16 protein-coding genes are annotated in these 25,708 nt (G+C 55.0%); 6 read left to right on the plus strand and 10 right to left on the minus strand.

Annotated features, from left to right (window positions below; translation table 11 throughout):
- Positions 1-92: 92 nt before the first annotated feature.
- The 5 genes from JUJ53_RS14855 to JUJ53_RS14875 form a co-directional block, all read right to left on the minus strand.
- Entirely contained in the window at positions 93-1,793 is a 1,701-nt protein-coding gene (locus JUJ53_RS14855) for a transglutaminase family protein (protein WP_204152799.1), read from the minus strand.
- A gap of 305 nt (positions 1,794-2,098) precedes the next feature.
- Positions 2,099-5,167, minus strand: coding sequence for a UPF0182 family protein (locus JUJ53_RS14860; protein ID WP_204152800.1), 3,069 nt, complete (start codon positions 5,165-5,167; stop codon positions 2,099-2,101).
- Positions 5,168-5,365: 198 nt separating this feature from the next.
- Positions 5,366-6,655 (minus strand): glutamyl-tRNA reductase, encoded by a 1,290-nt coding sequence (locus JUJ53_RS14865; RefSeq protein ID WP_204152801.1) that lies wholly within the window; start codon positions 6,653-6,655, stop codon positions 5,366-5,368.
- 436 nt (positions 6,656-7,091) lie between these two features.
- Positions 7,092-8,129 (minus strand): class II fructose-bisphosphatase, encoded by a 1,038-nt coding sequence (glpX, locus tag JUJ53_RS14870; RefSeq protein ID WP_204152802.1) that lies wholly within the window; start codon positions 8,127-8,129, stop codon positions 7,092-7,094.
- A gap of 188 nt (positions 8,130-8,317) precedes the next feature.
- Complete coding sequence (locus JUJ53_RS14875; protein ID WP_204152986.1) at positions 8,318-8,965, minus strand: DUF1361 domain-containing protein; 648 nt, start codon at positions 8,963-8,965, stop codon at positions 8,318-8,320.
- 438 nt (positions 8,966-9,403) lie between these two features.
- Here JUJ53_RS14875 and galE point away from each other — a divergent pair, with 438 nt between their 5' ends.
- Together galE and JUJ53_RS14885 are read left to right on the plus strand one after the other, a co-directional pair.
- On the plus strand, positions 9,404-10,402 hold the full coding sequence (gene galE / locus JUJ53_RS14880) for a UDP-glucose 4-epimerase GalE (RefSeq protein ID WP_204152803.1): 999 nt from the start codon (positions 9,404-9,406) through the stop codon (positions 10,400-10,402).
- Positions 10,403-10,590: 188 nt separating this feature from the next.
- A complete protein-coding gene (locus JUJ53_RS14885; RefSeq protein ID WP_204152804.1) occupies positions 10,591-12,915 on the plus strand; it encodes a heavy metal translocating P-type ATPase in 2,325 nt (774 codons plus the stop codon).
- Here the strand turns inward: JUJ53_RS14885 and JUJ53_RS14890 are convergent.
- The 3 genes from JUJ53_RS14890 to lysA form a co-directional block, all read right to left on the minus strand.
- Positions 12,882-13,631 (minus strand): isoprenyl transferase, encoded by a 750-nt coding sequence (locus JUJ53_RS14890; protein WP_204152805.1) that lies wholly within the window; start codon positions 13,629-13,631, stop codon positions 12,882-12,884. The two genes, JUJ53_RS14885 and JUJ53_RS14890, sit on opposite strands and share 34 nt — an antisense overlap.
- Entirely contained in the window at positions 13,628-14,551 is a 924-nt protein-coding gene (gene cdaA / locus JUJ53_RS14895) for a diadenylate cyclase CdaA (RefSeq protein ID WP_204152806.1), read from the minus strand. The genes JUJ53_RS14890 and cdaA overlap by 4 nt, the downstream gene beginning before the upstream one ends.
- Positions 14,552-14,806: 255 nt before the next feature.
- Positions 14,807-16,207 carry a diaminopimelate decarboxylase gene (gene lysA / locus JUJ53_RS14900; protein ID WP_204152807.1) on the minus strand — a complete coding sequence of 467 codons (1,401 nt, stop codon included), beginning with the start codon at positions 16,205-16,207 and terminating at the stop codon, positions 14,807-14,809.
- A gap of 418 nt (positions 16,208-16,625) precedes the next feature.
- Here lysA and rimI point away from each other — a divergent pair, with 418 nt between their 5' ends.
- The 4 genes from rimI to JUJ53_RS14920 all read left to right on the plus strand — a co-directional run bounded on the left by rimI (position 16,626) and on the right by JUJ53_RS14920 (position 23,545).
- Complete coding sequence (rimI, locus tag JUJ53_RS14905; protein ID WP_204152808.1) at positions 16,626-17,240, plus strand: ribosomal protein S18-alanine N-acetyltransferase; 615 nt, start codon at positions 16,626-16,628, stop codon at positions 17,238-17,240.
- Positions 17,241-17,607: 367 nt separating this feature from the next.
- Positions 17,608-20,088 (plus strand): ATP-dependent Clp protease ATP-binding subunit, encoded by a 2,481-nt coding sequence (locus JUJ53_RS14910; RefSeq protein ID WP_204152809.1) that lies wholly within the window; start codon positions 17,608-17,610, stop codon positions 20,086-20,088.
- 114 nt (positions 20,089-20,202) lie between these two features.
- Positions 20,203-21,054, plus strand: a complete 852-nt coding sequence (locus JUJ53_RS14915; protein WP_204152810.1) for a rhodanese-like domain-containing protein — start codon at positions 20,203-20,205, stop codon at positions 21,052-21,054.
- A 664-nt stretch (positions 21,055-21,718) separates the two neighbouring features.
- Positions 21,719-23,545 (plus strand): ABC transporter ATP-binding protein, encoded by a 1,827-nt coding sequence (locus JUJ53_RS14920; protein ID WP_204152987.1) that lies wholly within the window; start codon positions 21,719-21,721, stop codon positions 23,543-23,545.
- On the opposite strand, the gene JUJ53_RS14925 is transcribed toward JUJ53_RS14920, so the two are convergent.
- Together JUJ53_RS14925 and JUJ53_RS14930 are read right to left on the minus strand one after the other, a co-directional pair.
- The gene (locus JUJ53_RS14925) at positions 23,542-24,126 is read right to left on the minus strand and encodes a 5-formyltetrahydrofolate cyclo-ligase (protein WP_239125077.1); all 585 of its coding nucleotides are present in this window, start codon (positions 24,124-24,126) and stop codon (positions 23,542-23,544) included. The genes JUJ53_RS14920 and JUJ53_RS14925 overlap by 4 nt on opposite strands.
- A 14-nt stretch (positions 24,127-24,140) precedes the next feature.
- The gene (locus JUJ53_RS14930; protein ID WP_204152811.1) at positions 24,141-25,361 is read right to left on the minus strand and encodes a histidine kinase; all 1,221 of its coding nucleotides are present in this window, start codon (positions 25,359-25,361) and stop codon (positions 24,141-24,143) included.
- Positions 25,362-25,708: the final 347 nt, after the last annotated feature.

A 25,708-nucleotide genomic window follows, 5' to 3' on the forward strand; every position in this document is an offset into this window, starting at 1 on the left:
TGATCGTAGATGTTTGCCATGCCGGGTCGAGGCGATCGGGTTGGGGCGATCGGGTCGGGACTCTATTAGATCGGGACTCTATCGGGTAGAACCTAGGCGCCGGGCGGCGGCAGTTCGCCCAAAATCGTAAACCGCACGTGGTTGATGGCCAGCTGGCCGATGGATAACTCCTCGGGCATGTCTGGCGCGCGAAGCTTTTCAAAGGAAATGCCTTTGCTAATTTCGGCGTGGTACCAGGGCAGGCCCATGAAGAACCGCGTGGGGTAGGGGCCGCCCTCGATCGTATCATCGACGTTGGATTCCATGGGTACCCAGCCACAGTCAGGGATGAAGAACTCTAGCCACACATGGTTGAAGTCGGGCTGGAGGGGCACCTGTTGGCGATCGCAGGGCTGGGGACATTTGTAGCGGCCCACGGTGCGGCAGGCAATGCCATTCAGACGAAAGAGGGCCAGCAGCACGCCCACATATTCTCCACAGGAGCCAACGCCGCGATCGAGGGCAATGTCGGGGGTATCAATGTGGGGCTTGATGCCGTAGGAGAGGCGATCGTAGACATAGTCGCGAATGCGTAGGGCCTGGCGCAAGATATTGGTTTCCCGACCGATCGCTTCTCGGGCAGCGGCTTGGATGATGGGCGTTTCCATGGCCAGGTCATCATCATCCACCAAGTATTGGGTTTGGAAGTCGCTGGGCAGGGGAGGAGCCGATTCCACATCCCTAGGCGTCAGGCGATACTTGATGCCGCGCACCTCAATCAAGGCTTTCCAGCCAAAAATATGCACCGTTTGAGACTCGAAGTCTGGAAACCGAAACACCGCCACCCGCTGACCGTTCTGCACCTCTTCTGTAAAGGGCAGCCCCACAGATTCCACATGGCGCACCCGCTGGCGCTGGGTTTCGGCGGGTAGGGCAATGCGCCATTCTAGGTTGGGCAGCGCCACCGCTTCTAGGGCGCTAATTTCTTCGACGTAGAACATTTCGATCAAGTAGCCATTGGACAAGGCGTAGCGTTGATCGGGGTTGTAGTAAAAGTGCAGGGGATGGATAAAGGTGCGATCGCGGAAGGCCAGTTGATGGGGATCGGGAGAGTTGGGATCGTCGCGGATATAGGGTTCTTCGCTGGCATAGGCCACGTAGCAGATCGACTCACCGTTGGTGGACGGATGGAAGGCGATCGCTGTCGGAGAACTGTAGGGAGTGAGCACACTGAACTGCAGCTCGCCGGTGGCCCGATCCATGCAGTACGCCGTCTGCTCATCGCGATCGCACACCCATAGCTCTTCCCCATGCACCGTCAGATTTTCAACGCCAATCCCTGGGGCTGGAAAGCTGGTGATCCGCCGCTTCTGGGTGCAGTCGTAGATCATAATGTCCCCGGCGCTCTGGGATGCCAGGTAGAGGGTCGATTGCCACACCGCAATGCCGTCCAAGCGGTAGGGCAAGGTCATGAAGCGTTCCGGCACCCAGTCATCCATGGAGCAGCGGTACACGTCATGGCCCTGCACAAACCAGACGGTGTTCTCCCAAATGGCTAGCCCCGTGGCATCAACAAAGTCATCCACCGTTTTGGCATTCATTACCGTGGTGTTATCGGTTTGGCAATCCACTGCCACCACACTGCCCCGCACTGAATCCAAAGACAAGAGGCGATCGCCTAGGGAGGCAAGCCCATGCAGAGCATAGACGCTGATGGGCCGGACGGTGCGGTGTTGGGGATGCTGGCGATCGCCCACGGATAGCAGGGGGCGATCGACGGGAAGCGTCGGGTCAAGGGTTACGTTCGGCTGCATGAAGACGTAGGAGGTGGATAGGGAGAACAAGTGCGTGCAGGGAGGAGAGGCAGGGCATGATACCCCCCACCTTCTCACATAAAACGCCCAGCCGTATCATAAACAAAAGCGCTCAATCTGCGCTGTTCCTAGCGAGATAAAGTGGTCAGGCTCTATTCAGTGGGAGGACATCATGATTCCTGATGAGCAGAGGGTTGAGCGAAGTCGAAACCCAGCAGCCTAGGGTCATTGAATGGAGTCTCCCTTCTTACCACGCCCCAACCTCAAGGCGTAGGGATTCTTAAATGGTAAGGAGTCCATCGACCTTACCCTCCCTGAGCATCATCAGCATTGGTGCTATCAGGATTGAGGAGCGGCAGCGGCAAATCTTCAACGGAGCGAATAATCGAATCTCCCCTAGGTTCATCTTCAAACATCCCTTGCAGCGCTTGGTCTAGGGTTTCTGCCATGACAATTCGGTTCTCGTAGGCCACAATCACCCGCACGAGGGTGGGCAATGCATTTTGCTCCGCTTCCAGGTATAGAGGTTCCACATACAGCAACGATTGCTCAATGGGAATCACCAAGAGATTGCCCTGAATGGCCCGGGATCCCTGACGATTCCACAGGGAGATCTGCTCGGAAATGACGGGATCTTGGTTAATCCGCGCTTCAATCTGCTCCGGCCCATAAACCAATTCCTGTTTAGGGAAGCGGTAGAGCAGCATGGAACCATAGGATACATCAGACGTATTGGGGGTAATGAGGCCATCAGAGCGTGCGGCTAGCCAAGCAATCAGATTATTACGCTGGGCGGGGGTAAAGGGCTGGAGCAGAACAAACTCCTCTGCCTCTTCTGAGGGCAGTTTCATCAGCAGGTAATAGGGCTCGATCACCTGGGATTCATCGCGATAAATTTCGCTGGGAGCCCGCCACTGGTCTTCTCGATTGTAAAACACCTGAGGATCGGTCATGTGGTAGGCCATCAGTTGATTAGCCTGCACCTGAAAGAGATCCTGGGGATAGCGCACGTGGGATTTGAGGGTGGCTGGCATCTCTCCCAGGGGATGGAACATATCTGGAAAGATGCGGCTCCAGGTTCGAATGATCGGATCCCCTTCATCGGCCACAAAGAAGGTGACCGCTCCGTTGTAGGCATCCACCACCACCTTGACCGAGTTACGAATGTAGTTAAAGTCATAGGTGTAGGGATCGGAGTAGGGGAAGCGATCGCTGGTGGTGTAGGCATCCATCACCCAGTAGAGATAGTTAGGCGTTGCTGCTTCCTGCTGACGCAGCGTACCGACCGGTGATTGGGTGGCATCGGCAACCACTAAGTAGGGATCTTGGTCATAGCGCAGAAACGGAGCGATCGCTTTGACGCGGGCGGTAATTTCCCGGCGGAAGAGCAGCTTGGTTTCGGGGGTAAAGTCTTCGGTCAGCAACATGCGCCAATCTCGCAGGTGTTTGGCAAAAATGATCCGCTGCCAAAATTGACCAATGCTAACGCCTCCCGAGCCGTCATAGGTGTTGTAGACGTTATCACTGCCGCTGGGATAGTCCAGCTCCTGCTGCTGAGTTTTGACCATCACGTAGGTATTGGTCAGTTCACCGTAGTAGATCCGAGGGTGTTCTGTCGGAATACTAGCGGCTACGGAGGCATCACTTGCCACCTGACCAATGTCTTTGATCAGGTAATCGGGCAAGCCAGGCGACACCACCCGATTCACGGGACTGATGGTGAACCCGTAGCCGTGGGTGTAAAACAAATGCTCGTTAATCCAGGTTTGGGCATCGGCTGGAACAGCGCTATAGTCCAATTCACGGGCGGCGATTAGCACCTGCTGCTGGGCAGTGCCACCGTCAGGCGTTCTCAGGGTATAGCGATCAATATCGGCATCATAGAAGCGGTAGTACAGCCGAAATTGCTGCAGTTGGCGGTTGGTTTGCAATAAAGGGCGCGTGTCCCAAAGACGAATGTTGTCAACGGTGAGGGCGTTGTTTTCTAGGTCTTCTAGGGTGAGGCTGCCTTGGGGGTTGAACTCCTCCACTTCAATGCTATTTAGGCGGAAGGCTTCTCGATTCGCGGCGATCGCATCTTCAATGTAGGGTCGTTCTAGGGCCAGCTCATTGGGCTGCACCACCAACCGCTGCACAGCTAGGGGCATGATGCTGCCGATGGCGATCGCGCCGATGCCATAGAGCACCAGACCAACCATGAGCAGCCGGAAGACCACAAATCCACTGGAATCTTCAGCTCGTTGAGCCTTGGATCGCATGGATCGTATGGGACGCGATTTTGGGATTGGTGCCTGGGGCGATCGGGGACGATACATCGCCCAGTAGAGCAGGCAGCTCAGTCCCATAAATCCGGCAAATAAACTGAGGATGGTGTAGAGCGGCAGTTGAACGTTGATGTCGGTAAAACTAGCCCCATAAACTACACCCTGGGCGGAATAGAGCAGTTTGTAGCGTTCTAACCAATAGCTGAGGGCGATCGCCAGCAGCCAAGTGCCCATCAATCGCCATAGATGGCGCTGTTGCCGGGGCGAGAATCCACAAAATTGACCGCGACTGAGACTATCGCCAGACAGCAGGTAGAGCAGAAAAACGGAGATCACCGTTAGGGACAGCAAACCCATGAACCAGAAGTCGATCAACTCCCAGACCGGCAGCCGAAAGATATAAAAGCTGAGGTCTCGCTGAAATCGCGGATCGGTCTGCTCAAACGGCGTGATGGCAAAGGCCGGCAGCACCTTCATCCAATGTTCGGACAAAATCAGCCCAAAACTGAGGCTCATCAAAACAGCGATCGCGTTCAGCAACAGGTAGGGATAGATCAGCAGCGCAATCGTTAAAACCAGGGGCAATGCCAGCAGCCAGGGTGACATGCCCGCCAGCATTTGCTCCACCTGCCAGATGGTGCTAGGACGAAAGTTGAGGGGGATGGCCGTGGACTGAGCCGTAATGTTGAGATTGGGATTCCAATAATCGATGGCCAGTTGCCCGTGGTAGAGCAACGCCGCGCCAATCACCACCCCGAGGACAAGCACAAGTGGCAACAGCCAGCCTAGAGAAAGCTGTCCCGGATAGGCCGATGCACTGGGTTCATTAGACTCTGGATCTGGATGGGAATATCGTCGCGCTGTTTTGAGGTTAGAAATTAAGATCCAGAAACTGAGGATGAAGGACACGATGCCCAACGTTCCTTGAATCATGACTCGGGTTCTAAACACCTGGCCGTACTCAACCTCTTGGAACCAGAGCTGTTCCGCAAGGAGAAATGTCACGATGTCTAACCCTAGTACCACGAACAGAGCGATCGCCCCCCACTTCAATAGGTTGACCTTGAAAGGGCGCTTGGGGAGTTGACGCCATGAAAGAGATGGGGGCATCGACATACTGACACTTGCCTACAACGAGCAGCGGAACGCTACCCCTAGTCTATCGCTGGCTGCACGGTTGGAGACGGTCAAGGTGATGAACGTCAAGCTTAAGGCATGGGGAAAGCAGCCCTCGATCTCCTCTGGGGTCTTCAGGTGCAGGAATGGCCATCGGGCGGGACTGGCCCGCCCAAGGATTTGGGTCTAGCGTTAGCTATATTTCTCGGAAGCAGGCTCTAGGTTGAACAGCGTATGCAGGGTTTGCATGGCATGACGGCGAGCTTCAATGTCTTGCTGGGCCCGCAATTGCACCATAGGATCATGGAGAATTTTGTTGACGATGCCTCGGGTAAGGGCTTCGATAATTTCCTGGTGCTTCTCGGCAAACTCAGACCCTAGGCGAGAGAGAGCTTTTTCCAGCTCTTGCTCCCGAATGGTTTCTACCTTATCGCGCAGGCAGCTAATGGTAGACACGGTTTCCAGCGATCGCCACCAAGCTTCGAAGGATTCTACCTCTTCCTCTAGCAGCTCTTCCGCTTCCATGGCAATTTGTCGGCGGCTTTCCTGGTTTTGAGCCACCACGGCTTTCAGGTCATCCACGTTGAAGGCATGCACCTGAGGCAGGTCATTCACATCGCTATGGACGTTCCGGGGCACGGAAATGTCAAACAGCATGAGCGATCGCCCTGCGGGCAACATCGGTTCAAGCTGGGCCGCATGAATTAAGGGATCGTTGGAGGCAGTGGCGGTAAACACCAGATCAGACTGAGCCACCACCGGCATCAGATCACCGAGGGTATGGAGCTTGAGGTCGGCGGATTTGAATTCCTTAGCCAACTCCTCCGCCCCTTTCAGAGAGCGGTTCACCACGGCAATATCGGTGGCTCCCTTAGCCAAGAGATGCTTCACCACCAGCCGCGACATTTTGCCAGCTCCAATCACTGCCACCTTTTGGGGGGTGAGGTCATCCACCTTCATCTGGGCTAGCTCCACCGCCGCTGAGCTAATGGACACAGCGCCGGTACCAATACTGGTTTCAGTCCGCACCCGTTTGCCAGCGGTAATCGCCTGCTTCAGCAGCTTGTTCAAGAGCTGCCCCACGCTATTGTGCTGCTGGCCCAGCTTGTGCATATGCTTCACCTGAGACAGAATCTGTCCCTCGCCCAGCACCAAGCTATCGAGCCCCGCCGACACCCGCATCAAATGCATAATGGCATCGTGGTGGAGCAACACAAAGAGATGTTCGCGCAGTTCGGGTAGGGAGATCTTGCCGTAGTCTGCCAGAAACTGCCCCACTTCGCGGATGCCGGGCTCGGCGGCCTTGGTCACCAGATAAATTTCGAGTCGATTACAGGTGCTCAGGATAGCAACTTCTTCAATGTGAGGATAGCTGAGGAGTTGAGCGATCGCCCGTTCTGCTTCGGGGGTTGGAATGCTGAGCTTTTCACGCACCTCAACCGGCGCGGTTTTGTGGCTAAGGCCCACAACGGCAATATTCATCGTTCCTCCCAAGAAATTTGTTTACCTTACAGGGTTGATCGCTAAATCAGGTTTGATCCCTGAGTAGCCATCAAAATGCTGGATTTATCAAGACTCCAGGCGGTTTTTTTCCTCGTTCACGGTGGAAGCTGCACCAACCTAGACATCCCATCACGAAAATTAATTTAAGTTCTCCTAATTGAAAACAAATGCAACGCAGACATTTGCAATCACAAGAAAGTGTATCAACTTAAAGTCTTCTAAAGCCAGGAAACGCCTTAGTTTTCAGGTGTTTTCGCATAAATTTTTGTAAATCGTGACCCGAGGGGCGATCGCCTTCCAGCGGCTCAACCGTGAGTCGTCAATCCCCCAAGCTGTGATAGTTCGTAGCAAAAAGCTGGGACATACAGCGTACATCCCAGCTCGTAATCGCTATGAAGATAGCTCAACCCATGTCCTAGCGCAGTTGCAGGGACTTGGGTTCACCAGAAAGGTGAATCGTATCGACGAAGCGCGCCGTCCGCGATTGGTTGGAAATGACCAAGCTCTGGGTACGAGCACCGCCGCCAAAGAAGCGCACACCTTCCATCAGGGTGCCGGAGGTGATACCGCAGGCTGCGAACAGCAGAGTCTTGCCGGAGGCCAGCTCGTCACCGTTGTAAACGCGATCGGGGTCGGTAATGTTCATGCTCTGGAGGCGCTCAAGGTTACTTTCCTTACTTTCGCCAATCAGACCGGTCTTCACCACAGCCGGATCGTAGATCAACTGACCTTGGAAGTGGCCGCCGAGGCATTCCATTGCCGCTGCAGAAATCACCCCTTCCGGAGCCGCACCAATACCCATGAGGGCGTGGATGTTGGTACCCGAGAAGGCGCAGGAAATCGCTGCTGATACGTCTCCATCGCTGATCAAGCGTACGCGTGCGCCAGCTTCACGAATTTCTTTGATCAAGTCATTGTGGCGATCGCGCTTCATGACCACCACCACCAGTTCTTCGATGGAACGGTCAAGGCATTCCGACAAAATTTTCAGGTTTTCGGTAGCCGATTTGTTGATATCCACATGGCCCCGTGCAGATGCTGGAGCGGCTAACTTCTTCATGTAAAAGTCAGGAGCGGCAAACAGGCCACCTTTTTCAGCAATGGCTAGCACGGCCATGGAACCGGGCTGACCGTAGGCAACCAAGTTGGTGCCTTCGCAAGGATCCACTGCGATGTCAATTTCAACGAGTTCTTCTGGGTTGCAAACATCTGCAGCATTGGGCTGGGTGCAAATACCCACTTCTTCGCCAATGTAAAGCATGGGCGCATCGTCCCGCTCGCCTTCCCCAATCACAATGCGACCGCGCATGTGAATCTTGTTCATCCGCTCCCGCATGGCTTCCACCGCCACTTGGTCAGCGGTGTTTTTTTCGCCTTTTCCCATCCAACGGGCCGATGCGATCGCCGCCTGTTCAACGACTTCAATAATCTCTAGACCGAGTGTACTCTCCACCTATTTACCCTCCCAACGGATTGTTATGCTGCGTACGGCGTCTCGATCTAAAAGTCTATCAGACGACGGCGACCCTCCCGAATGGCCATCCCAAGATTCATGGCTCAAAGACAAGCGTCCGCGATCCCACGGAGCCGTTGATGTATCTATCCTTGACGGACATGCTGCCACTCCCATCTCGAAGAAACTTAATCTAGTGCTTCTTTAAATACATTGCGTCCTTGACGGGCATAGCGCACCCGCAAAAGTAGCCCAATGGTGATTTGCTTTAACACCCAATACACCACCGTCAAAATGACGAAGGTGCCGAACATGACCACCAGCGGTCGCTCGGAGGTGAGCTGATCCAGGGTGATGATTAAGACCTCATCAGGACGGGTAACCAAATCCCAGCTATTAAATCGCACAAAGCGTCCGAGGTATACGCCAACGGCACAGAGGGCGTGGGTGAGCAACTCAGCGGGCAACACAAAGCGCTGGGCGCGATGTTGTACAAGGTAATAACTTTGGTTAATCACCGCCATAACATAGGCTTCAGTCCCAAGCAAAATGGCCGTGATATGCACCGGAATCATAAAGACAGCAATCACCCAGGTTGAATAGCCGGCCTGAGTTGCCCGAATCAGATGCACCACATCCGTGAGCAGGTAGGGAGCATTGGGCAAAAAGGCAATGAACACCACGAGTCCGATCCACCAAAACCAGGTGCGCGCCTGTCGCCAGCGAAATAGCCAAAAGCTGAGGGCGAGGGGAATGAACGCCAAAAACAGATTCCAAAGAATCCAGCGACTGTGACTACTGAGCGCACGGAGCGCCTCTCTAAGAACATCTTCCATATGCAGGCCTGTGGATTGCACGACAGTTAGACGATCGGCCATTCATTCATTTGGGTTCATCAACCAGAGCGATCGCCTCTGGTACTTCTTTTCATGCTTCTCTGGATATCTAGATGCATTTGATCCAACTTGCTCTAGACCATCCTGCCTTTCAGTCAGAAGACCGGAAGACGCGCACAGGTGATGACCAAAGGTGAAGAAAGGCAAGGAAAGCAGGGATTTGAGCAACGATGCCCTTTCCTTTTAAGGCACGTGGGCTAAGATGGCGGCAGTTCAGCGTGCCTCTAGCTTAACGAGACTCCCCTATTGTGAGGTTCTATCCCGCAAAGGTTTGCGAGTTCTTTATTAACGCTTTATTAAGATTTAATTGGCGGCGGGGCAAGTTGGATATACCCTACCCCGGCACGATCACCATCATGTTCAAGGAGAACCCCTAGCATGGCTTCTGAGACGCCTACGATTTTAGTCACCGGCGGGGCCGGCTATATTGGCTCCCATGCAGTGTTGGCGCTTCGGCAGGCCGGTTACGAGGTGATTGTTTTAGATAATTTGGTCTATGGACACCGCGATCTGGTAGAAACGGTGCTGAAGGTGGAGCTGGTGGTGGGCGATACAAGCGATCGCGCCCTATTGGATGATCTTTTCGCCAGTCGTTCCATTGCGGCAGTCATGCATTTTGCCGCCTATCTAGCGGTTGGAGAATCGGTGCAGAATCCGGGTAAGTATTACCGCAATAACGTCCTAGGCACCCTAACGCTGCTAGAGGCGATGGTGGCGGCCTCTGTGAAAACCCTGGTGTTTTCCTCAACCTGTGCGCTCTACGGCGTGCCGGAAACCTTTCCGATTCGTGAAGATCAGCCCCACCAGCCCATGAGTCCCTATGCGGCGAGCAAGGGCATGGTAGAACGGATGCTGGCAGATTTTGACGTGGCCCATGGTCTGAAGTCCGTCTGTTTTCGCTACTTTAATGCCTCAGGTGCCCATCCCAACGGTCGCCTAGGCGAAGACCATGATCCCGAAACCCATCTAATTCCTCTAGTCTTGCTGACGGCCATGGGCAAGCGACCGGCGATCGCCATCTTTGGCACAGATTACCCCACCCCAGATGGCACCTGCATTCGCGACTACATCCATGTGTGCGACTTAGCCGATGCCCATGTGCGCGGTGTGGACTATTTGCTGCGGGGGGGAACCAGCGATGTGTTTAACCTGGGGAATGGCAATGGCTTTTCGGTACGCAAGGTGATTGAACAGGCCAAGCAGATTACCGGCCGCAAGTTTACGGTGCTGGAGCGCGATCGCCGCCCCGGAGACCCACCCATCTTAGTCGGCAGCAGTGAGAAGGCCCGGCAGATTTTGAACTGGCAGCCTCGCTATCCTGATCTGCGCGATAGTATTGCCCATGCTTGGCAGTGGCACCAGGTTCGCCATGGGTAGCGATCGCGGTGAACTGCCTGGGACTTGAGACTCAGCGATCGCTGGGCTGAAGCGCTTCGATGGGTGATTCCACCTGGGCTAGCGATCAAACACCATCCTGGGCCTTGACTCTCCAGTGAAGTAGAGACTATAGGATGCAAAAGACAGGGCTTGACAAGAGCCTGACCTATTGCTCCCAGGGATTGTTTATGGATACTGTAACCCTCAACTTGCGCGGTATGAGCTGCGCGTCCTGCGCGTCTGCCATTGAACGCACCATCAAGGCGCTGCCCGGTGTGCAAGACTGCCAGGTGAATTTTGGGATGGAACAGGCTACGGTTCATCTCGATCCAGCTCAAGTACAGGCAGAGACCATTCAGCAGGCTGTAGAAGAAATTGGCTACGGGGCATCGATGCCGGCAGATCTCGGGGAAGCGATCGCCCTCGATGAAGCGGAGGCTGCCGATCGACGCGAGACTCGTGAGTTGCGGCGCAAGCTGTGGGTGGGCGGTGTTGCCAGCGCCATTTTAGTCTTCGGTTCCATGCCGGTCATGCTGGGCATCCATATTCCAGGGTTTCCCATGTGGCTGCATAATGCCTGGGTGCAGTGGGTGCTGGCGACGCCGGTGCAGTTTTGGTGTGGGCGATCGTTTTATCGGGGTGCCTGGACGTCATTGAAGCATGGACGCTCCAATATGGACACCTTGGTGGTCTTGGGGACGAGTGCGGCCTATTTCTACTCCCTATTTCCCATGCTGTTTCCCGGCTGGTTTCAGGCCCAAGGCATTGCCCGCGATGTCTATTTTGAAGTAGCCGCGGTGATCATCACCATGATTCTGCTGGGCAACTTCTTTGAGCATCGGGCCCGGGGCAAAACCTCGGAGGCGATTCGTCAACTAGTGGGTCTCCAGCCCAAAACAGCACGGGTGCAGCGCCAAGGGCAGTGGGTGGATGTGGCGATCGCCACGGTGCAGGTGGATGAACAGATTTTGGTGCGTCCGGGGGAAAAGATTCCGGTGGATGGCGTGATCATCGAAGGAGAATCTACCCTGGATGAATCCATGGTCACGGGTGAAAGCGTGCCGGTGCAGAAGCGGGCCGGGGATGAGGTGATTGGCGCAACGTTGAATAAAACCGGCAGTTTCCAGTTTCGGGCCACGCGGGTGGGGCGGGACACAGTGCTGGCTCAAATTGTCCAGCTTGTGCAACAGGCCCAGGCGGTGAAGGCTCCCATTCAGCAGGTGGCTGACCAGGTCACGGCTTGGTTTGTGCCGGCGGTCTTGGCGATCGCGCTGCTCACCTTTGCCGTGTGGATCGCGGTGACGGGCAACTTGGCGATGGCGGTGGTAGCCACGGTGAGTGTGCTGATTATTGCCTGCCCCTGTGCCCTGGGTTTGGCAACGCCCACGTCGATTATGGTGGGCACGGGTAAGGGGGCAGAGCATGGCATTTTGATTAAGGGAGCCGATAGCCTGCAGCTAGCCCACGGCATTCGCACGATTATTTTAGACAAAACCGGAACGTTGACCGAGGGGCAGCCCACGGTGACCCAGTTTGTCACGGCCCGTGGCTCGGCGGATCAATATGAGCTAACGCTATTGCAGTGGATGGCTAGCCTAGAGCAGCGTTCAGAACATCCCCTAGCGGAGGCCATTGTTCAATATGCCCAACGGCAGGGAGCGATCGCTGAGGACGGTGACTTGCCGAAGGTAGAACAGTTTGATGCGATCGCTGGCTGTGGCGTGCAGGGACGGGTGGACAACGGCAGCGATCGCCCTCTAGTTCACATTGGCACCCAGCGCTGGCTAGAGGATCTGGGCATCGATACCCAAGGGCGTACCTGCCAAGATACGGCCTTTCGTGGCCATGCTCAGGATTGGGAAGCCCTCGGACAAACGGTGGTTTGGATCGCCGTCGATGGTGCCGTGCAGGGGCTCGTCAGCATTGCCGATGCCCTGAAGCCGTCCTCAGCAGAGGTCGTGGGATCGCTACAGCGCATGGGGATCGAGGTGGTCATGCTCACGGGCGACAACCAGAAAACCGCAGAGGCGATCGCCCATCAAGCCGGCATCACCCAGGTCTTTGCCCAGGTGCGTCCCGATCAAAAAGCGGCCAAAGTGGCAGAACTGCAAACCGGCAAACGGATTGTGGCCATGGTGGGTGATGGCATTAACGATGCGCCAGCCCTGGCCCAGGCTGATGTAGGGATTGCCATTGGCACCGGCACCGACGTGGCGATCGCCGCCAGCGACATTACCCTGATGTCAGGCAACCTCGACGGCATTGTCACCGCCATTCGCCTCAGCCGCGCCACCCTGCGCAATATTCGCCAGAATCTATTCTTTGCGTTTATCTACAACGTTGCTGGGATTCCCATCGCCGCTGGGGTGCTCTATCCCTTCACCGGTTGGTTGCTCAACCCAATTATTGCCGGAGCCGCCATGGCCTTTAGCTCGGTGTTGGTAGTCACCAATGCCCTACGACTCCGCAACTTTTCACCCTACACGCAGCCAAAGCGCCGATCGCGGGCTTGATAGGCACAGAGCGCCCGATGCAGCTCGGCCCGATCAAAGTCGGGCCAGAGCGTATCGGTGACATAAATCTCGGTGTAGGCCATTTGCCAAAGCAGGAAATTACTCAGACGCATTTCGCCACTGGTGCGGATCAGCAGGTCTGGGTTGCCCGTCTTCACCGTATAGAGATGCTTTTCGAAAACCGTTTCGTCAATCTCGTCGGGATTTAAGGTGCCGGCTTGAACCTGAGTGGCGATCGCCCGACAGGCCTGGACAATTTCCTGGCGTCCCCCATAGTTGGTGGCCACGGTAAATTGAATGGCTTGATTGTTCTTGGTTTCCTCCATCGATCGCTGAATTTCTTCTTGCAGCGACTGGGGCAGCGCGCCTAGATTGCCGACAAAGTGGATTTGCACATCCTCCTGCAGCATCTCCCGCAGCTCCCGCCGCAGCACGCGCTCAAACAAATTCATCAAAAACTCGACTTCCTCTAAGGGCCGCCCCCAGTTTTCTGTAGAAAAGGCGTAGGCGGTGAGTGCCTTGACCCCCCAGTCCTTACAGCACCGCAGCATCTCCTTAAGCGTATCAACCCCTCGGCGATGGCCCATAATCCGGGGCAGACCTCGATGTTTCGCCCAGCGACCATTCCCGTCCATAATGACCGCAATATGCTGAGGCAGGCGATCGGGGTTGAGATCTGCAGGTAACTCTGATAATGCAGTAGACTCTGCCGTCATTTTTTCTCCCGAGAAGCTGATGATGACAACCGAAGTAAGCGAGACACCAGCACCATACCCTGATGAACCAACTGGCGTCCAAGACTTCGCAACTGCGGCGCAACCGACTCCCGCTCCACTGACTGCGTAAACTGAGTGCGCAAGAGCTCTCGCAATTTGCTGCTTGTGAGTGGGCGATTGAGCGTACCGCGTTCCGCCAGCGAAATCGACCCTGTTTCTTCTGATACAACGACACAGAGACAATTTTCCACACGTTCGGTAATGCCCATGGCTGCCCGATGGCGGGTACCCAATTGGCGAGAAGCCGTCCGTTCAGAAATGGGCAGGATGATCCCTGCCGCTGTCACCCGTGATCCCCGAATGAGGACTGCTCCATCATGAAGAGGGGTTGTGGTTTGAAAAATAGTTTGCAGCAGTTCTTTCGATACTTCAGCATTCAAACGAACGCCAGGCACGGAAAAATCTCGTTCATCAATTGGGCGGCTAGTTTCTAAGATTAAGAGTGCCCCTGTACGGTTTTGCGATAACTCTTTGACCGCATCAACAATTTCATCAATAACGCTGTCTGGTTTAGGAACAGCCTCGTCTGATGAGCGAAATAGCTGGTCTAGTTCTCCCCGTCCCAATTGTTCTAGGAAGCGACGAAACTCAGCCTGCATGATAAATGCCATGGCTACGGCGGATCCGATCACCAACTTTTCTAACACAAAGTGGAGTAGACGCAGCCCAAGCGACTGACTCAAGGCTGCCGACAGCATGAGTACAACCAGACCTCGAACCATCCACAACGTGCGACGTTCTTTGATGAAAATCAGAACAATATAGGTGAGGACCAGAACTAAACTAATGTCAATGATGGTCACCAGCAAAGACGAGGTCCAGCCTAGTTTTGGTAGCCATTGCGTCAGCAGAGATCCCATCTGAATTGATCTGGAGTGTGACCTTGCACCGGTTCAGGCGTGGTTCGGCAGGTGTTGACGAGCGTATCCTGCATCCACGTCTGACAACGGATAATCTGTGTCCTAAGGACTCAGCTTACAAGGATAGCAGGGGACGATTCATTTGCCCTCTACAAAACACGTTTCCGATCTGCTCAATGGGTTAGGTTGCGCCACGCCTCACAACCGATCATGATCGAAGTTGGGTCTAGGGAAACCGACGGATGACGTCTCAGCTCATTCGCTTGCGATCGCCAGTCGATTGGGTAGTCGATCCTGACGGATCAAATCTAGGTAAGTTTCGCGTTGCAGGATGATACTTGCCTCGCCATCCTGTACGAGCACCGCCGATGGCCGGGGGACCCGGTTGTAGTTGGATGCCATGCTGTAATTGTAGGCCCCTGTGCCTAGGATGACGAGGGTATCACCCGGTTGGGTTGTAGGTAGGGTGGTTTCTTGGATAATGATGTCACCGGATTCGCAGTGCTTGCCAGCGATCGCGACGGTTTCGGTGAGAGGGGCCGACATCTGGCTGGCGGCGACCGCTCGGTAGAGGGATTGATAGGTGATCGGGCGAGGGTTATCGGACATGCCGCCATCCACGGTCACATAGGTGCGAAGATTGGGAACCACTTTCTGGCTGCCGACGGTGTAGGCGGTGACGCAGGCAGAACCAATTAGCGATCGCCCTGGTTCTGCAATCAGCTTGGGCAGAGGCAGTTGCCTGGTTTCACAGGCCCGTACCACGCCTTCGCAGATCACCTGGATCCAGTCATGGATGCTCGGCGGATCGTCGGACTCGGTGTAGCGAATGCCCAGACCACCGCCAATGTCCAGTTCCCGCACCGGCAGACCAGCTTGGGCCGCCTTGTCTAGCCAGCCAGCCATCACATCGGTTAAATCTTGGTGGGGATTGAGTTCAAAAATCTGAGAGCCAATGTGGGCATGCAGCCCGGCACAGTCTAGGCCAGGCTGCTGGGCCACAAAAGTAAATACTTCATCCAACTGATCGGGATCAAAACCAAATTTGCTGTCGATGTGCCCGGTGCGAATGTAGTCGTGGGTGTGGCACTCGATGCCCGGCGTCAGGCGCAGCATGATCCGCACGGGAGCTTCGGTGTTAGCGGCGATCGCCACCAGGGTCTCTAGCTCAAACCAGTTATCCACCACGATGGTGCAGTTAGCAACCACAGCCTGCTGCAGTTCATCGCGGCTCTTATTGTTGCCGTGGAAATAGAGGCGATCGCTAGGGACACCGGCTTGGAGGGCCGTGTAGAGTTCTCCGCCGGAAACGATGTCGATGCCTAGACCTTCACTGGCAGCGATCGCACAAACCGCCAGACAGTTCCAGGCTTTGGAGGCATAAATGACCAGCGACTCGCCAGGATAATAGTGCCGAAACCCATCCCGGTATTGACGGCAGGCCGTACGCAGGGTCTGTTCATCCAAAATGTAGAGCGGTGAACCAAACTGTTGAACCAGATCCACAACGTCACAGCCACCGATGGTGAGGTGATCTTGGCTGTTGACCGCCGCCGTCAGCGGCATCAAAAATTGATTGGGCGATGGATCTTCAACCGTCCATTCAGGCAAAAATTGGCAACTATTTTGAAGACTAGCGGCAGGGGTCGAGACCATGAAAAGAACTATCCTTGCAACGTGCGGCTCTGGAGAACAGATCCATGGACAGTTAGCCTGGCAGATGAATCCGTCTAATTACCTAGTGTACAATTACAAGCTGGCATCCTGCCGATCAATTCTACGGGTTCCCCAATCCATACCTATGCCCTTCGCTCCATCCCCTCTGTCGCCTCCTAGGGCAGCGATCGCCAACGGCTACTGATCCTGATCCAAGCTATCTAATCCAAGATCCTATCCTCCTGCTGTTGGCATGGCTGAATCAAGCTCTGAAACCGGAACGGGAGCAAGATGTTCCCACAACCTTGATGGTGACCTGCGAGTGTGAGCGTCTCACTTACGTGCCAACGCAAGTCATACCGCGGTTCAGCAACGCCCTGCTGTTATCTGATCCAATCCTTCTGTCTGCCTAACCCTCATGCCCTGCGTAGAACTTCATCCCCTGACAACCCAGCACTTAGCAGATGTTGTCCGCCTGGATCACCTTTGTTTTGGCGGATTATGGACGCAGGAGGGCTATCAACGAGAGGTCATCAGCCCCAATAGCGATTTACTGATGCTGCAGCGATCGCCCTCTGACACCTCAGACGATGACCCATCTGACCCTACCCTGATTGGCGTTGCCTGCTGCTGGGCCATCCTCGACGAAGCTCACATCACTCTATTGGGCATCCATCCCCGCTATCAACGGCAGGGCTTAGGACAGGCGGCTTTGCTGACGCTTCTCTCCCTAGCGCGCCATCGCGGCCTGCAGTGGGCCACCCTAGAAGTTCGTGATTCCAACCAAGCAGCGCGCTCCCTCTATGCTCACTACGGCTTCCATGAAGTGGGACGGCGGCGACGCTACTATGCCGACACTGGAGAGGATGCGCTGATTTTATGGTGCAAGGGTTTGCAAACGGATGACTTTGGCGATCGCCTCCAGCACGACTGGCAGCAGGTTCACCAACGCCTGCAGCAGCACGGCTGGCAGTTGACGAGTTCTGTGGGGGCGATCGCCCCTTTTTTACAGCCTGAGAACGGAGCACCGTGACCGATATCCTTTACCGTTCATCGCAAATCTTCACAAAACGCAATAATTCACCCCCTAATCTCAGGACTGTGATCCCCAACCTAGCCCTTGCCTAGAGCGACATTCAGAGCGCAGGGGGCTTCGCCACCGCCGCCCAGCCCTATTCATCGTCCTTGACGCGTCCTTTGATTTCTGCTAATAGATTTCCCTTGGGGCAGAAAATATACATCTTCGGCATTTTTTCCCGTTTAGGGACTCGCAACAGGCTTAATGTCGGCTCGGTCTTCGGAAATCCCTACCCCTCCTCCGTCGTTGTTGGGTAACAGGCGGATGGATTTGCTGTGCTAAAATCAGCGTACCGGCACGCAGCAGGTGATGGAAAAACGCCATGTTTGAACGCTTCACAGAAAAAGCTATTAAAGTGATCATGTTGGCTCAGGAAGAAGCTCGTCGCCTGGGTCACAACTTCGTGGGGACAGAGCAAATTCTCCTCGGCTTAATTGGAGAAGGAACTGGCGTCGCCGCCAAAGTCCTCAAGTCAATGGGGGTCAACCTCAAAGACGCTCGGATTGAGGTCGAGAAAATCATCGGTCGAGGCTCCGGCTTCGTCGCTGTTGAGATTCCATTTACCCCTCGAGCCAAGCGAGTGCTGGAGTTATCTCTCGAAGAAGCTCGTCAGTTAGGCCACAACTACATCGGCACAGAGCATCTGCTTCTGGGCTTGATTCGTGAAGGCGAAGGTGTCGCCGCTAGAGTCCTAGAAAATCTGGGCGTTGACCTATCGAAGGTGCGCACCCAGGTGATCCGGATGCTGGGCGAAACGGCTGAGGTCTCCGCTGGAGGGGGTCAAGGTCGCACCAAAACTCCAACCCTGGATGAATTTGGCTCCAACCTGACTCAGATGGCTGGCGAAGGGAAGCTCGACCCGGTCGTGGGTCGGCAGAAAGAAATTGAGCGGGTCATTCAAATCCTGGGACGCCGTACCAAGAACAATCCTGTGCTCATCGGTGAGCCTGGGGTTGGTAAAACAGCGATCGCCGAGGGTCTAGCCCAGCGCATTTCCAATAACGACATTCCAGACATTCTGGAAGAAAAGCGCGTAGTGACCCTGGATATCGGACTCTTAGTTGCCGGTACCAAGTATCGCGGTGAATTTGAAGAACGGCTGAAGAAAATCATGGACGAAATCCGCCAAGCGGGTAACGTCATCCTCGTGATTGATGAAGTCCACACCCTGATTGGCGCGGGCGCTGCTGAAGGTGCCATTGATGCCGCCAATATTCTCAAGCCAGCCTTGGCTCGGGGTGAACTTCAGTGCATCGGTGCTACCACCCTAGATGAGTATCGCAAACACATCGAACGCGATGCGGCTCTAGAACGCCGGTTCCAACCGGTAATGGTGGGTGAACCCTCGGTCGATGAAACCATCGAAATCTTGCATGGTCTTCGCGATCGCTACGAGCAGCACCATAAGCTGCGCATTTCCGATGAAGCCCTAGAGGCTGCCGCCAAACTCTCTGATCGATACATTTCCGATCGCTTCCTGCCGGATAAGGCGATTGACTTGGTCGATGAAGCAGGGTCACGGGTGCGTTTGATTAATTCGCAGCTACCGCCCGCCGCCAAAGAACTGGACAAAGAACTCCGCCAAGTGCTTCGCGAGAAGGACGACGCAGTGCGTTCCCAAGACTTTGACCGCGCTGGTGAATTGCGCGATCGCGAAATGGAAATCAAAGCTGAGATCCGAGCGATCGCTCAGAACAAAAAGACAGAATCTGCCAACGACAATAGCGATGCCTCTCCCGTAGTGACGGAAGAAGATATTGCTCACATCGTGGCCTCGTGGACGGGAGTGCCGGTGAACAAACTCACCGAGTCGGAGTCGGAAAAACTCCTGCACATGGAAGATACCCTCCACACCCGATTGATTGGTCAAGACGAAGCGGTGAAAGCCGTATCGCGCGCCATTCGCCGGTCTCGCGTGGGTCTGAAAAACCCCAACCGGCCGATTGCTAGCTTTATCTTCTCTGGGCCCACCGGGGTTGGGAAGACGGAGTTGACCAAGTCCTTGGCAGCCTACTTCTTCGGATCTGAAGAAGCCATGATTCGCCTAGACATGTCGGAATTCATGGAGCGGCACACCGTCTCGAAGCTGATTGGTTCTCCTCCGGGCTATGTCGGCTACAACGAAGGCGGTCAGCTCACCGAAGCTGTGCGTCGTCGTCCTTATACGGTGGTGCTCTTCGATGAAATTGAGAAGGCTCACCCTGATGTCTTCAATATGCTGTTGCAAATCTTGGAAGATGGTCGCCTGACCGATGCCAAGGGACGCACCGTAGACTTCAAGAACACCCTGATCATCATGACCTCGAACATTGGGTCGCGGGTCATTGAGAAAGGTGGCGGCGGTCTGGGCTTTGAGTTCTCCGAAGAAAGTGCTGAAGAAGCTCAATACGCTCGAATTCGCAACCTAGTTCAAGAAGAGCTGAAAAGCTCCTTCAAGCCTGAGTTCCTCAACCGTTTGGACGAAATTATCGTCTTCCGTCAGCTCACCAAGGATGAGGTGAAGGACATTGCGACGATTCTTCTCAAGGAAGTCTTTGTCCGTCTTCAGGAAAAAGGCATCCGCCTAGAAGTGACCGAACGCTTCAAGGATCGGTTGATTGATGAAGGCTACAACCCCAGCTATGGTGCTCGCCCCTTGCGTCGGGCTATCATGCGGCTTCTAGAAGACAGCTTGGCGGAAGAAATTCTGTCGGGTCGAGTCAAGGAAGGCGACACGGCGGTTGTGGATGTGGATGACGATGGGCAGGTGCGCGTCTCATCTTCAGAACAGCAGCGTGAGCTATTGCCTCAATCGGCTGATTAAAACCTAGCTTGTGTAGTTAAGGTCGGATAACCGGCTCAGACTGCCAGCTTAGAATCCCAACGGGGATCATAGTTTAAGAACGGTAGAGTATGGATAGCTCTACCGTTCTTTTTTATGGCTAGACGTGATCAACGCCAAGCGCTATCCGAGGAAACCTATCCCTGGATTGTGACCTGGGAGATGGCCTACGCCTATCTGCATCAGGGCGCAACGTTGCTAGACGCCAGGGGCAAAACCTGGACACCCCGTTTTTCCAAAGTTCGACGCATTCAGTGGCAGTGGTTTACTCCCCATGAACCCACTCAGCGGGGTTGCTTACTCAACCAAGATGTTCAGCTAAGCAACCTCATCCACCGCTTAGGGATTACCGATGCGCCAGTCCTTGTTGTAGGTGATGCCCACCATGGCTGGGGGCAAGAGGGACGGATTGTTTGGATGCTGCGATCGCTTGGCCATCCTGCCGCTTGCTGGGTGGATGGGGGCTGGGCCGCGCTGCCATCACAACCAATTCCCCAAACACCACCGTCCTGCAGGCCAACGTTGTCGATCGAGCGGGTTCCCACTTGGACGATCGATCGAGAAACTCTGCGCCATCTGATCACTCAGCCAGGAGGCGATCGCCCTTGGGTAGTGCTTGACGTTCGTACGCTTGCCGAGTACCAGGGTGCCCTGCTCCATGGAGAATGCCGAGGTGGCCATCTGCCGGGAGCCCTACACCTTGATAGTCGGGATTGCTTAACTCCGCAAGGCTACCTACGATCTGCTGCAGAGATAGGCAATCGCCTGGCCCAGCATGGAATTACGCGTCAGCACCGTATTATTACGTACTGCACCGGCGGCATTCGCTCGGCTTGGATGACCACCGTACTAGTGCAGTTGGGGTATGTCGCTCAAAACTATGCGGGGTCGATGTGGGAATGGAGTGCGGGAGCTGCCCAGGACTATCCCCTTGTTTGTCCTAAGTAGGAAGCCATAACGATCTTAAATTTCTCTCAAACCCTGATGAGCAAAGGGTTTAGACTCCGCTCAAGCCGGCAAGTTAGCTTCATTGAATGGAGCCACCTCCTGAGCAAGATCCAAGATTCATGCTTCTACGGTTGTCTATTTCGTTGATGCGGGAGTTCTAGATCGTGACTCCGGGAAATTGCGGAGAGAAGTGTCCCGAGAGCGATCGCCAATTCAGACAAAAAAAAACCCAGTGGCGAACCACCGGGTCGTGTGAACATCTACCATCATCATTAACCCCATTATAAGTGAATTTACTCTCGGTGTAATCACCAAAATCATCTTTTTCTCAAAAAAATTACGGAATCCATCTCGTGAAGCGGCAGAGTGGCTACGCAAACCTACGTACAAAATCCCTGAAACTCCCGCATGATGGGTCTTACCCCCTGTGACGGCATGGGAGAAAAGCTACGTATTTACTCGTGATTAGAATTTCTTATGAGTTAGATCTTAGTGCCCAAGACAGAAAGGCAGGGTGATCGAGGGGGCTCAGAACCTCAAATATCCCACCGTGGCGAGGGCAGGAGAGATGCCGCCGATGGTCTGGGGCGATCGCGATACAATGGCAAGGCTCGAAGCGTGGCCAAAACCCAGGCGATCGCGCACCTATCCTAGCCTACTCACCATGAAGCAGCCATCTCTTTCCCAAAAATATCGTCTACCCTCTCGGTCATCCACCTTAGCTGCTCAACCAGCCCATCCCCTGAAACGACTGCTCACCTACGGTAAAGCCTATCGGCGGCAGGTGTGGTGGTCGGTAACCTGCTCAGTGCTCAACAAGCTGTTTGACCTTGCCCCCCCCGCGTTGATTGGGATCGCCGTGGATGTGGTGGTGGAGCAGGAGCAGTCTCTCATCGCTTCCTTTGGGGTGCGCAGCATTCTTGGGCAATTGCTGGTGTTGTCAGGCTTAACCCTGGTGATTTGGGGCTTAGAGTCTGCCTTTGAATATGCCTACGATCGCCTCTGGCGCAACCTAGCCCAAACCATTCAGCATGATCTGCGCATTGATGCCTACCGCCACCTCCAGGATCTAGAGCTGGCCTACTTCGAGAACCGCAACACCGGCGAACTCATGGCCATCTTGAATGATGACGTCAACCAGCTTGAGCGATTTCTCGATCGGGGAGCCAATGATCTCCTCCAGGTAGCCACCACGGTCATCGTCATTGGAGCGGCATTTTTCATCTTGGCACCGGGCGTGGCTTGGATGGCGATGCTGCCCATGCCGTTCATTTTGTGGGGATCGATTGTCTTCCAAAAACGCCTAGCGCCCCTCTACAGCGAGGTGCGTGAAAAGGTGAGTGTGCTCAACAGCCGTCTATCGAACAATCTCAGCGGCATCACAACCATTAAGAGCTTTACCACCGAAGCCTACGAAATTGAGCGGGTTACCCTAGAAAGTGAGGCCTATCGGCAGAGTAATCGGCGGGCGATCGCCTTCAGTGCGGCGTTTGTCCCATTGATCCGCCTGATCATCTTGGTGGGGTTTACTGCCACCTTGCTCTACGGTGGCTTGGCGGCAGCGGCAGGCAGCCTATCCGTGGGTACCTACAGCGTCCTCGTCTTTCTCACCCAGCGTCTGCTTTGGCCGCTCACCCGCTTGGGAGAAACGTTGGATCAGTATCAGCGGGCCATGGCCTCCACCACGCGGGTGATGAACTTGCTGGATACCCCCATGGCGATCCCGTCGGGCACCCTAGCGCGTCCCCTTCCCGCCATTCAAGGGGAGGTGATATTTGACCAAGTGAGCTTCGCCTATCCCGATCGCCCGCCGATCTTGAACCAGCTCTCCCTGCATATCCCAGCGGGTAAGACCATTGCCATTGTTGGCTCTACGGGGTCTGGCAAAAGTACCCTCGTGAAACTACTGCTGCGGTTCTACGATATTGACTCGGGCAGCATCACCCTGGATGGAACGGAGCTGCGAGATATCCAGCTCCAGGATCTGCGGCGGGCGATTGGCTTGGTCAGCCAGGACGTCTTCCTGTTCCACGGCAGCGTGGCGGACAATATTCGCTATGGCAGTCCCGACACGACGGATGCCGATGTGATTGCTGCGGCCGCGATCGCCGAGGCCCACGAGTTTATTCAACAGCTCCCCCAGGGATACGCCACGATAGTTGGGGAACGGGGGCAAAAACTATCGGGCGGGCAGCGGCAACGGTTGGCGATCGCCCGCGCCGTGTTGAAAAATCCACCGATTTTAATCTTGGATGAAGCCACGTCAGCCGTGGACAACGAAACCGAAGCGGCGATCCAGCGATCCCTAGATCGGATTACCCAAAACCGTACCACCATCGCCATCGCCCACCGCCTGTCTACCATTCGCAACGCGGACTGTATTTATGTGATGGAACAGGGGCGATTGATCGAGCAGGGGCTGCACGACGACCTGCTAGGCAAGAACCAGGTCTATGCTGGTCTATGGCGGATCCAGATGGGGCAGCGTTAGTCGATGGAGCTGATGGAGTAGAGAGCCTGATCCGTACAAACCGCCTGTAGCGGTCGATCCCAGGGATCGGCAGGAAGCTGGGGTAGGTAGCCGTGGTGGAACACAATGCCCAGGGTGGGGATCGCTTGCCAATCCGGTTGGCTGAGCAGGCGATCGTAAAAGCCGCCACCATAGCCCAGTCGATAGCCTCGGCGATCGCAGGCCACGGCGGGGATCAGCATCAGATCAACCCCCTGGGGATCAAGGATCGGTCGCTGGGATCGCGGTTCTGGAATACCGTAGGCTCCCGCTTGCCAATGGCTGGGATCACCGGGATCGATCTGGTGCCAGATTAGCGATCGCCCCTGACAGCGCGGCATCCCCCAACGGATCCAGGAACAGGCGGTGAACAACGGACGTAGGTCGGGCTCTTGGCGAATGCTGAAGTAGGCGAGTACCGTCTTGGCCTGATGCAGTTGGTCACTGGCTTGGAGATGGGCACAGAGGCGATCGCTGGCCTGCTGCCAGTCGTGCACCGTCATGGCTTGACGATGGGCCAGGAGCGATCGACGGAGGGATGGCTTATCTAGACTCGTAGACATGGCTTGCTCCATGCCTAGGAACGGTAGACCGGCAGGGTGAAGTGAAAGCAACTGCCCTGGCTGGGAACAGAATCGACCCAGATCTGCCCATAGTGGGCCCGAATGACCCGCTGGCAAAGGGAGAGACCGATACCATAACCATCTTTGCTTTCATCCCGTTCTAGGCGAAATCGATCCTCGAAGATGCGATCGCAATTTTCTTCAGGAATGCCAGGGCCATCATCACAGATACTCACCTGCACCTTTTGGGTGGTGCGATGCAAAATAGTCAGACGAATACTGCCAGACACCGGTGTGTACTTAATGGCATTGTCGAGCAGATTCATGAGCACCTGTTCCACCCGCTCCGGATCGGCATAGACCCGAGGCAGATCGCTGGGAATATCGGCCTCGATCTGCTGAGACTTGCGCTGCACTTGAGCATTTAAGCGACTGAGAACGTCGTAGCAGAGATCGCCTAGGTCAAGGCGCTGAGGTTGAATCTGGAAGCCAGCCCCCTGGCCACGGGCCACTTGCAGCACATCGGCAATCATGCGATCGACGGCCTTGGTCTGGGTGCGGGCATGTTTGAGCAATTGAGCCATCAATTCCGGTGTAAACCGAGAGGGGAGTTCACTAGCTTCCGTATTGAACCCCATTTCTAAGGTTTCCAACGCAATCGACACCGCCGTAATGGGATTACGTAAATCATGGGCCAGCATGGAAATCAGGCGATCTTTAAACAGCACCTGTTCCTGAAGATCCTCTTTTTCCTGACGCAGTTGAAAGATTTCGTCCGATAGCTGAATCAGCTCTGCCGAGTGGGCGACGGATGCCAGGGTGGCCGATGTGGGGGATGCCTCGATCGCCTCTGTAGGATGGGCAGGGTTGGAAGGCTTGGACTCTTCCGGTACGGTCTGAGCGGCTATATCATCCAGCGATCGCTGCCAGCGCTCCCACCAGTTGCCAATTTGAGCCACCAGGTTTGTGCCGGCCAGCATCTGACGCGGCTCGGGAAATAGCTTGATCAGCGTTGGTGTTGCCACCAGTTTGAAATGTTCAGCCAGGTGGGGCTGTTCGCTGACATCCACCACATGAAGATCAACAGGGTGTGGGGTCGGCAATTCCTTCAGCTTGCTGCGAATTTGACGAATTTTCTCGGCAGAGTAGGGACGCTTGTCCACAAATAACAGGAGTTGCAGCGATACGGCAGCGGTCTGCGGCAGAGTCTCCTGCGAGTTGTTCAGTGCCTCCATGCGATGTTTTTCAAGCATTTCGTTGGAATGGCAGTTAGTTTAGGCAGTGGGCTGAATATGCAGACAGCGATCGCCCTTAATCAGGTCATTGATCCACGGATACCCGCAGTCAACCGATGCGCTTCCGTCGCTTCAATCTAAAGATATTCTAAAGCGATTGTTTGGTTTCGTAACCCCTGAGTGGGCCCAATTCCCTCGGGGATCAGCTTGATCCCCAAAGATATTGCCCCCAGGTCAACGGGATCAGCGATCGCTTAGGGTAACCATAGACATGCTTCGATCCGGCATACCGCAACGCTGAGGATCCCCTTGCCTAGCGATCCCCATAGGATTTCTAGCGATCCCTA

The sequence above is a fragment of the Leptolyngbya sp. CCY15150 genome (genome assembly GCF_016888135.1).
Lineage (GTDB): Bacteria > Cyanobacteriota > Cyanobacteriia > RECH01 > RECH01 > RECH01.

Bases quoted from the DNA above. Each gene is read 5' to 3' on its own strand.
- JUJ53_RS14885 (WP_204152804.1), top strand. From the start codon at position 10,591: ATGGATACTGTAACCCTCAACTTGCGCGGTATGAGCTGCGCGTCCTGC.
- JUJ53_RS14865 (WP_204152801.1), bottom strand. From the start codon at position 6,655: ATGAATATTGCCGTTGTGGGCCTTAGCCACAAAACCGCGCCGGTTGAG.
- cdaA (WP_204152806.1), bottom strand. From the start codon at position 14,551: ATGGGATCTCTGCTGACGCAATGGCTACCAAAACTAGGCTGGACCTCG.
- galE (WP_204152803.1), top strand. From the start codon at position 9,404: ATGGCTTCTGAGACGCCTACGATTTTAGTCACCGGCGGGGCCGGCTAT.
- JUJ53_RS14930 (WP_204152811.1), bottom strand. From the start codon at position 25,361: ATGGAGGCACTGAACAACTCGCAGGAGACTCTGCCGCAGACCGCTGCC.
- JUJ53_RS14910 (WP_204152809.1), top strand. From the start codon at position 17,608: ATGTTTGAACGCTTCACAGAAAAAGCTATTAAAGTGATCATGTTGGCT.
- JUJ53_RS14890 (WP_204152805.1), bottom strand. From the start codon at position 13,631: ATGACGGCAGAGTCTACTGCATTATCAGAGTTACCTGCAGATCTCAAC.
- JUJ53_RS14855 (WP_204152799.1), bottom strand. From the start codon at position 1,793: ATGCAGCCGAACGTAACCCTTGACCCGACGCTTCCCGTCGATCGCCCC.
- rimI (WP_204152808.1), top strand. From the start codon at position 16,626: ATGCCCTGCGTAGAACTTCATCCCCTGACAACCCAGCACTTAGCAGAT.
- lysA (WP_204152807.1), bottom strand. From the start codon at position 16,207: ATGGTCTCGACCCCTGCCGCTAGTCTTCAAAATAGTTGCCAATTTTTG.
- JUJ53_RS14875 (WP_204152986.1), bottom strand. From the start codon at position 8,965: ATGGAAGATGTTCTTAGAGAGGCGCTCCGTGCGCTCAGTAGTCACAGT.
- JUJ53_RS14920 (WP_204152987.1), top strand. From the start codon at position 21,719: ATGAAGCAGCCATCTCTTTCCCAAAAATATCGTCTACCCTCTCGGTCA.
- JUJ53_RS14915 (WP_204152810.1), top strand. From the start codon at position 20,203: ATGGCTAGACGTGATCAACGCCAAGCGCTATCCGAGGAAACCTATCCC.
- JUJ53_RS14860 (WP_204152800.1), bottom strand. From the start codon at position 5,167: ATGCCCCCATCTCTTTCATGGCGTCAACTCCCCAAGCGCCCTTTCAAG.
- JUJ53_RS14925 (WP_239125077.1), bottom strand. From the start codon at position 24,126: ATGTCTACGAGTCTAGATAAGCCATCCCTCCGTCGATCGCTCCTGGCC.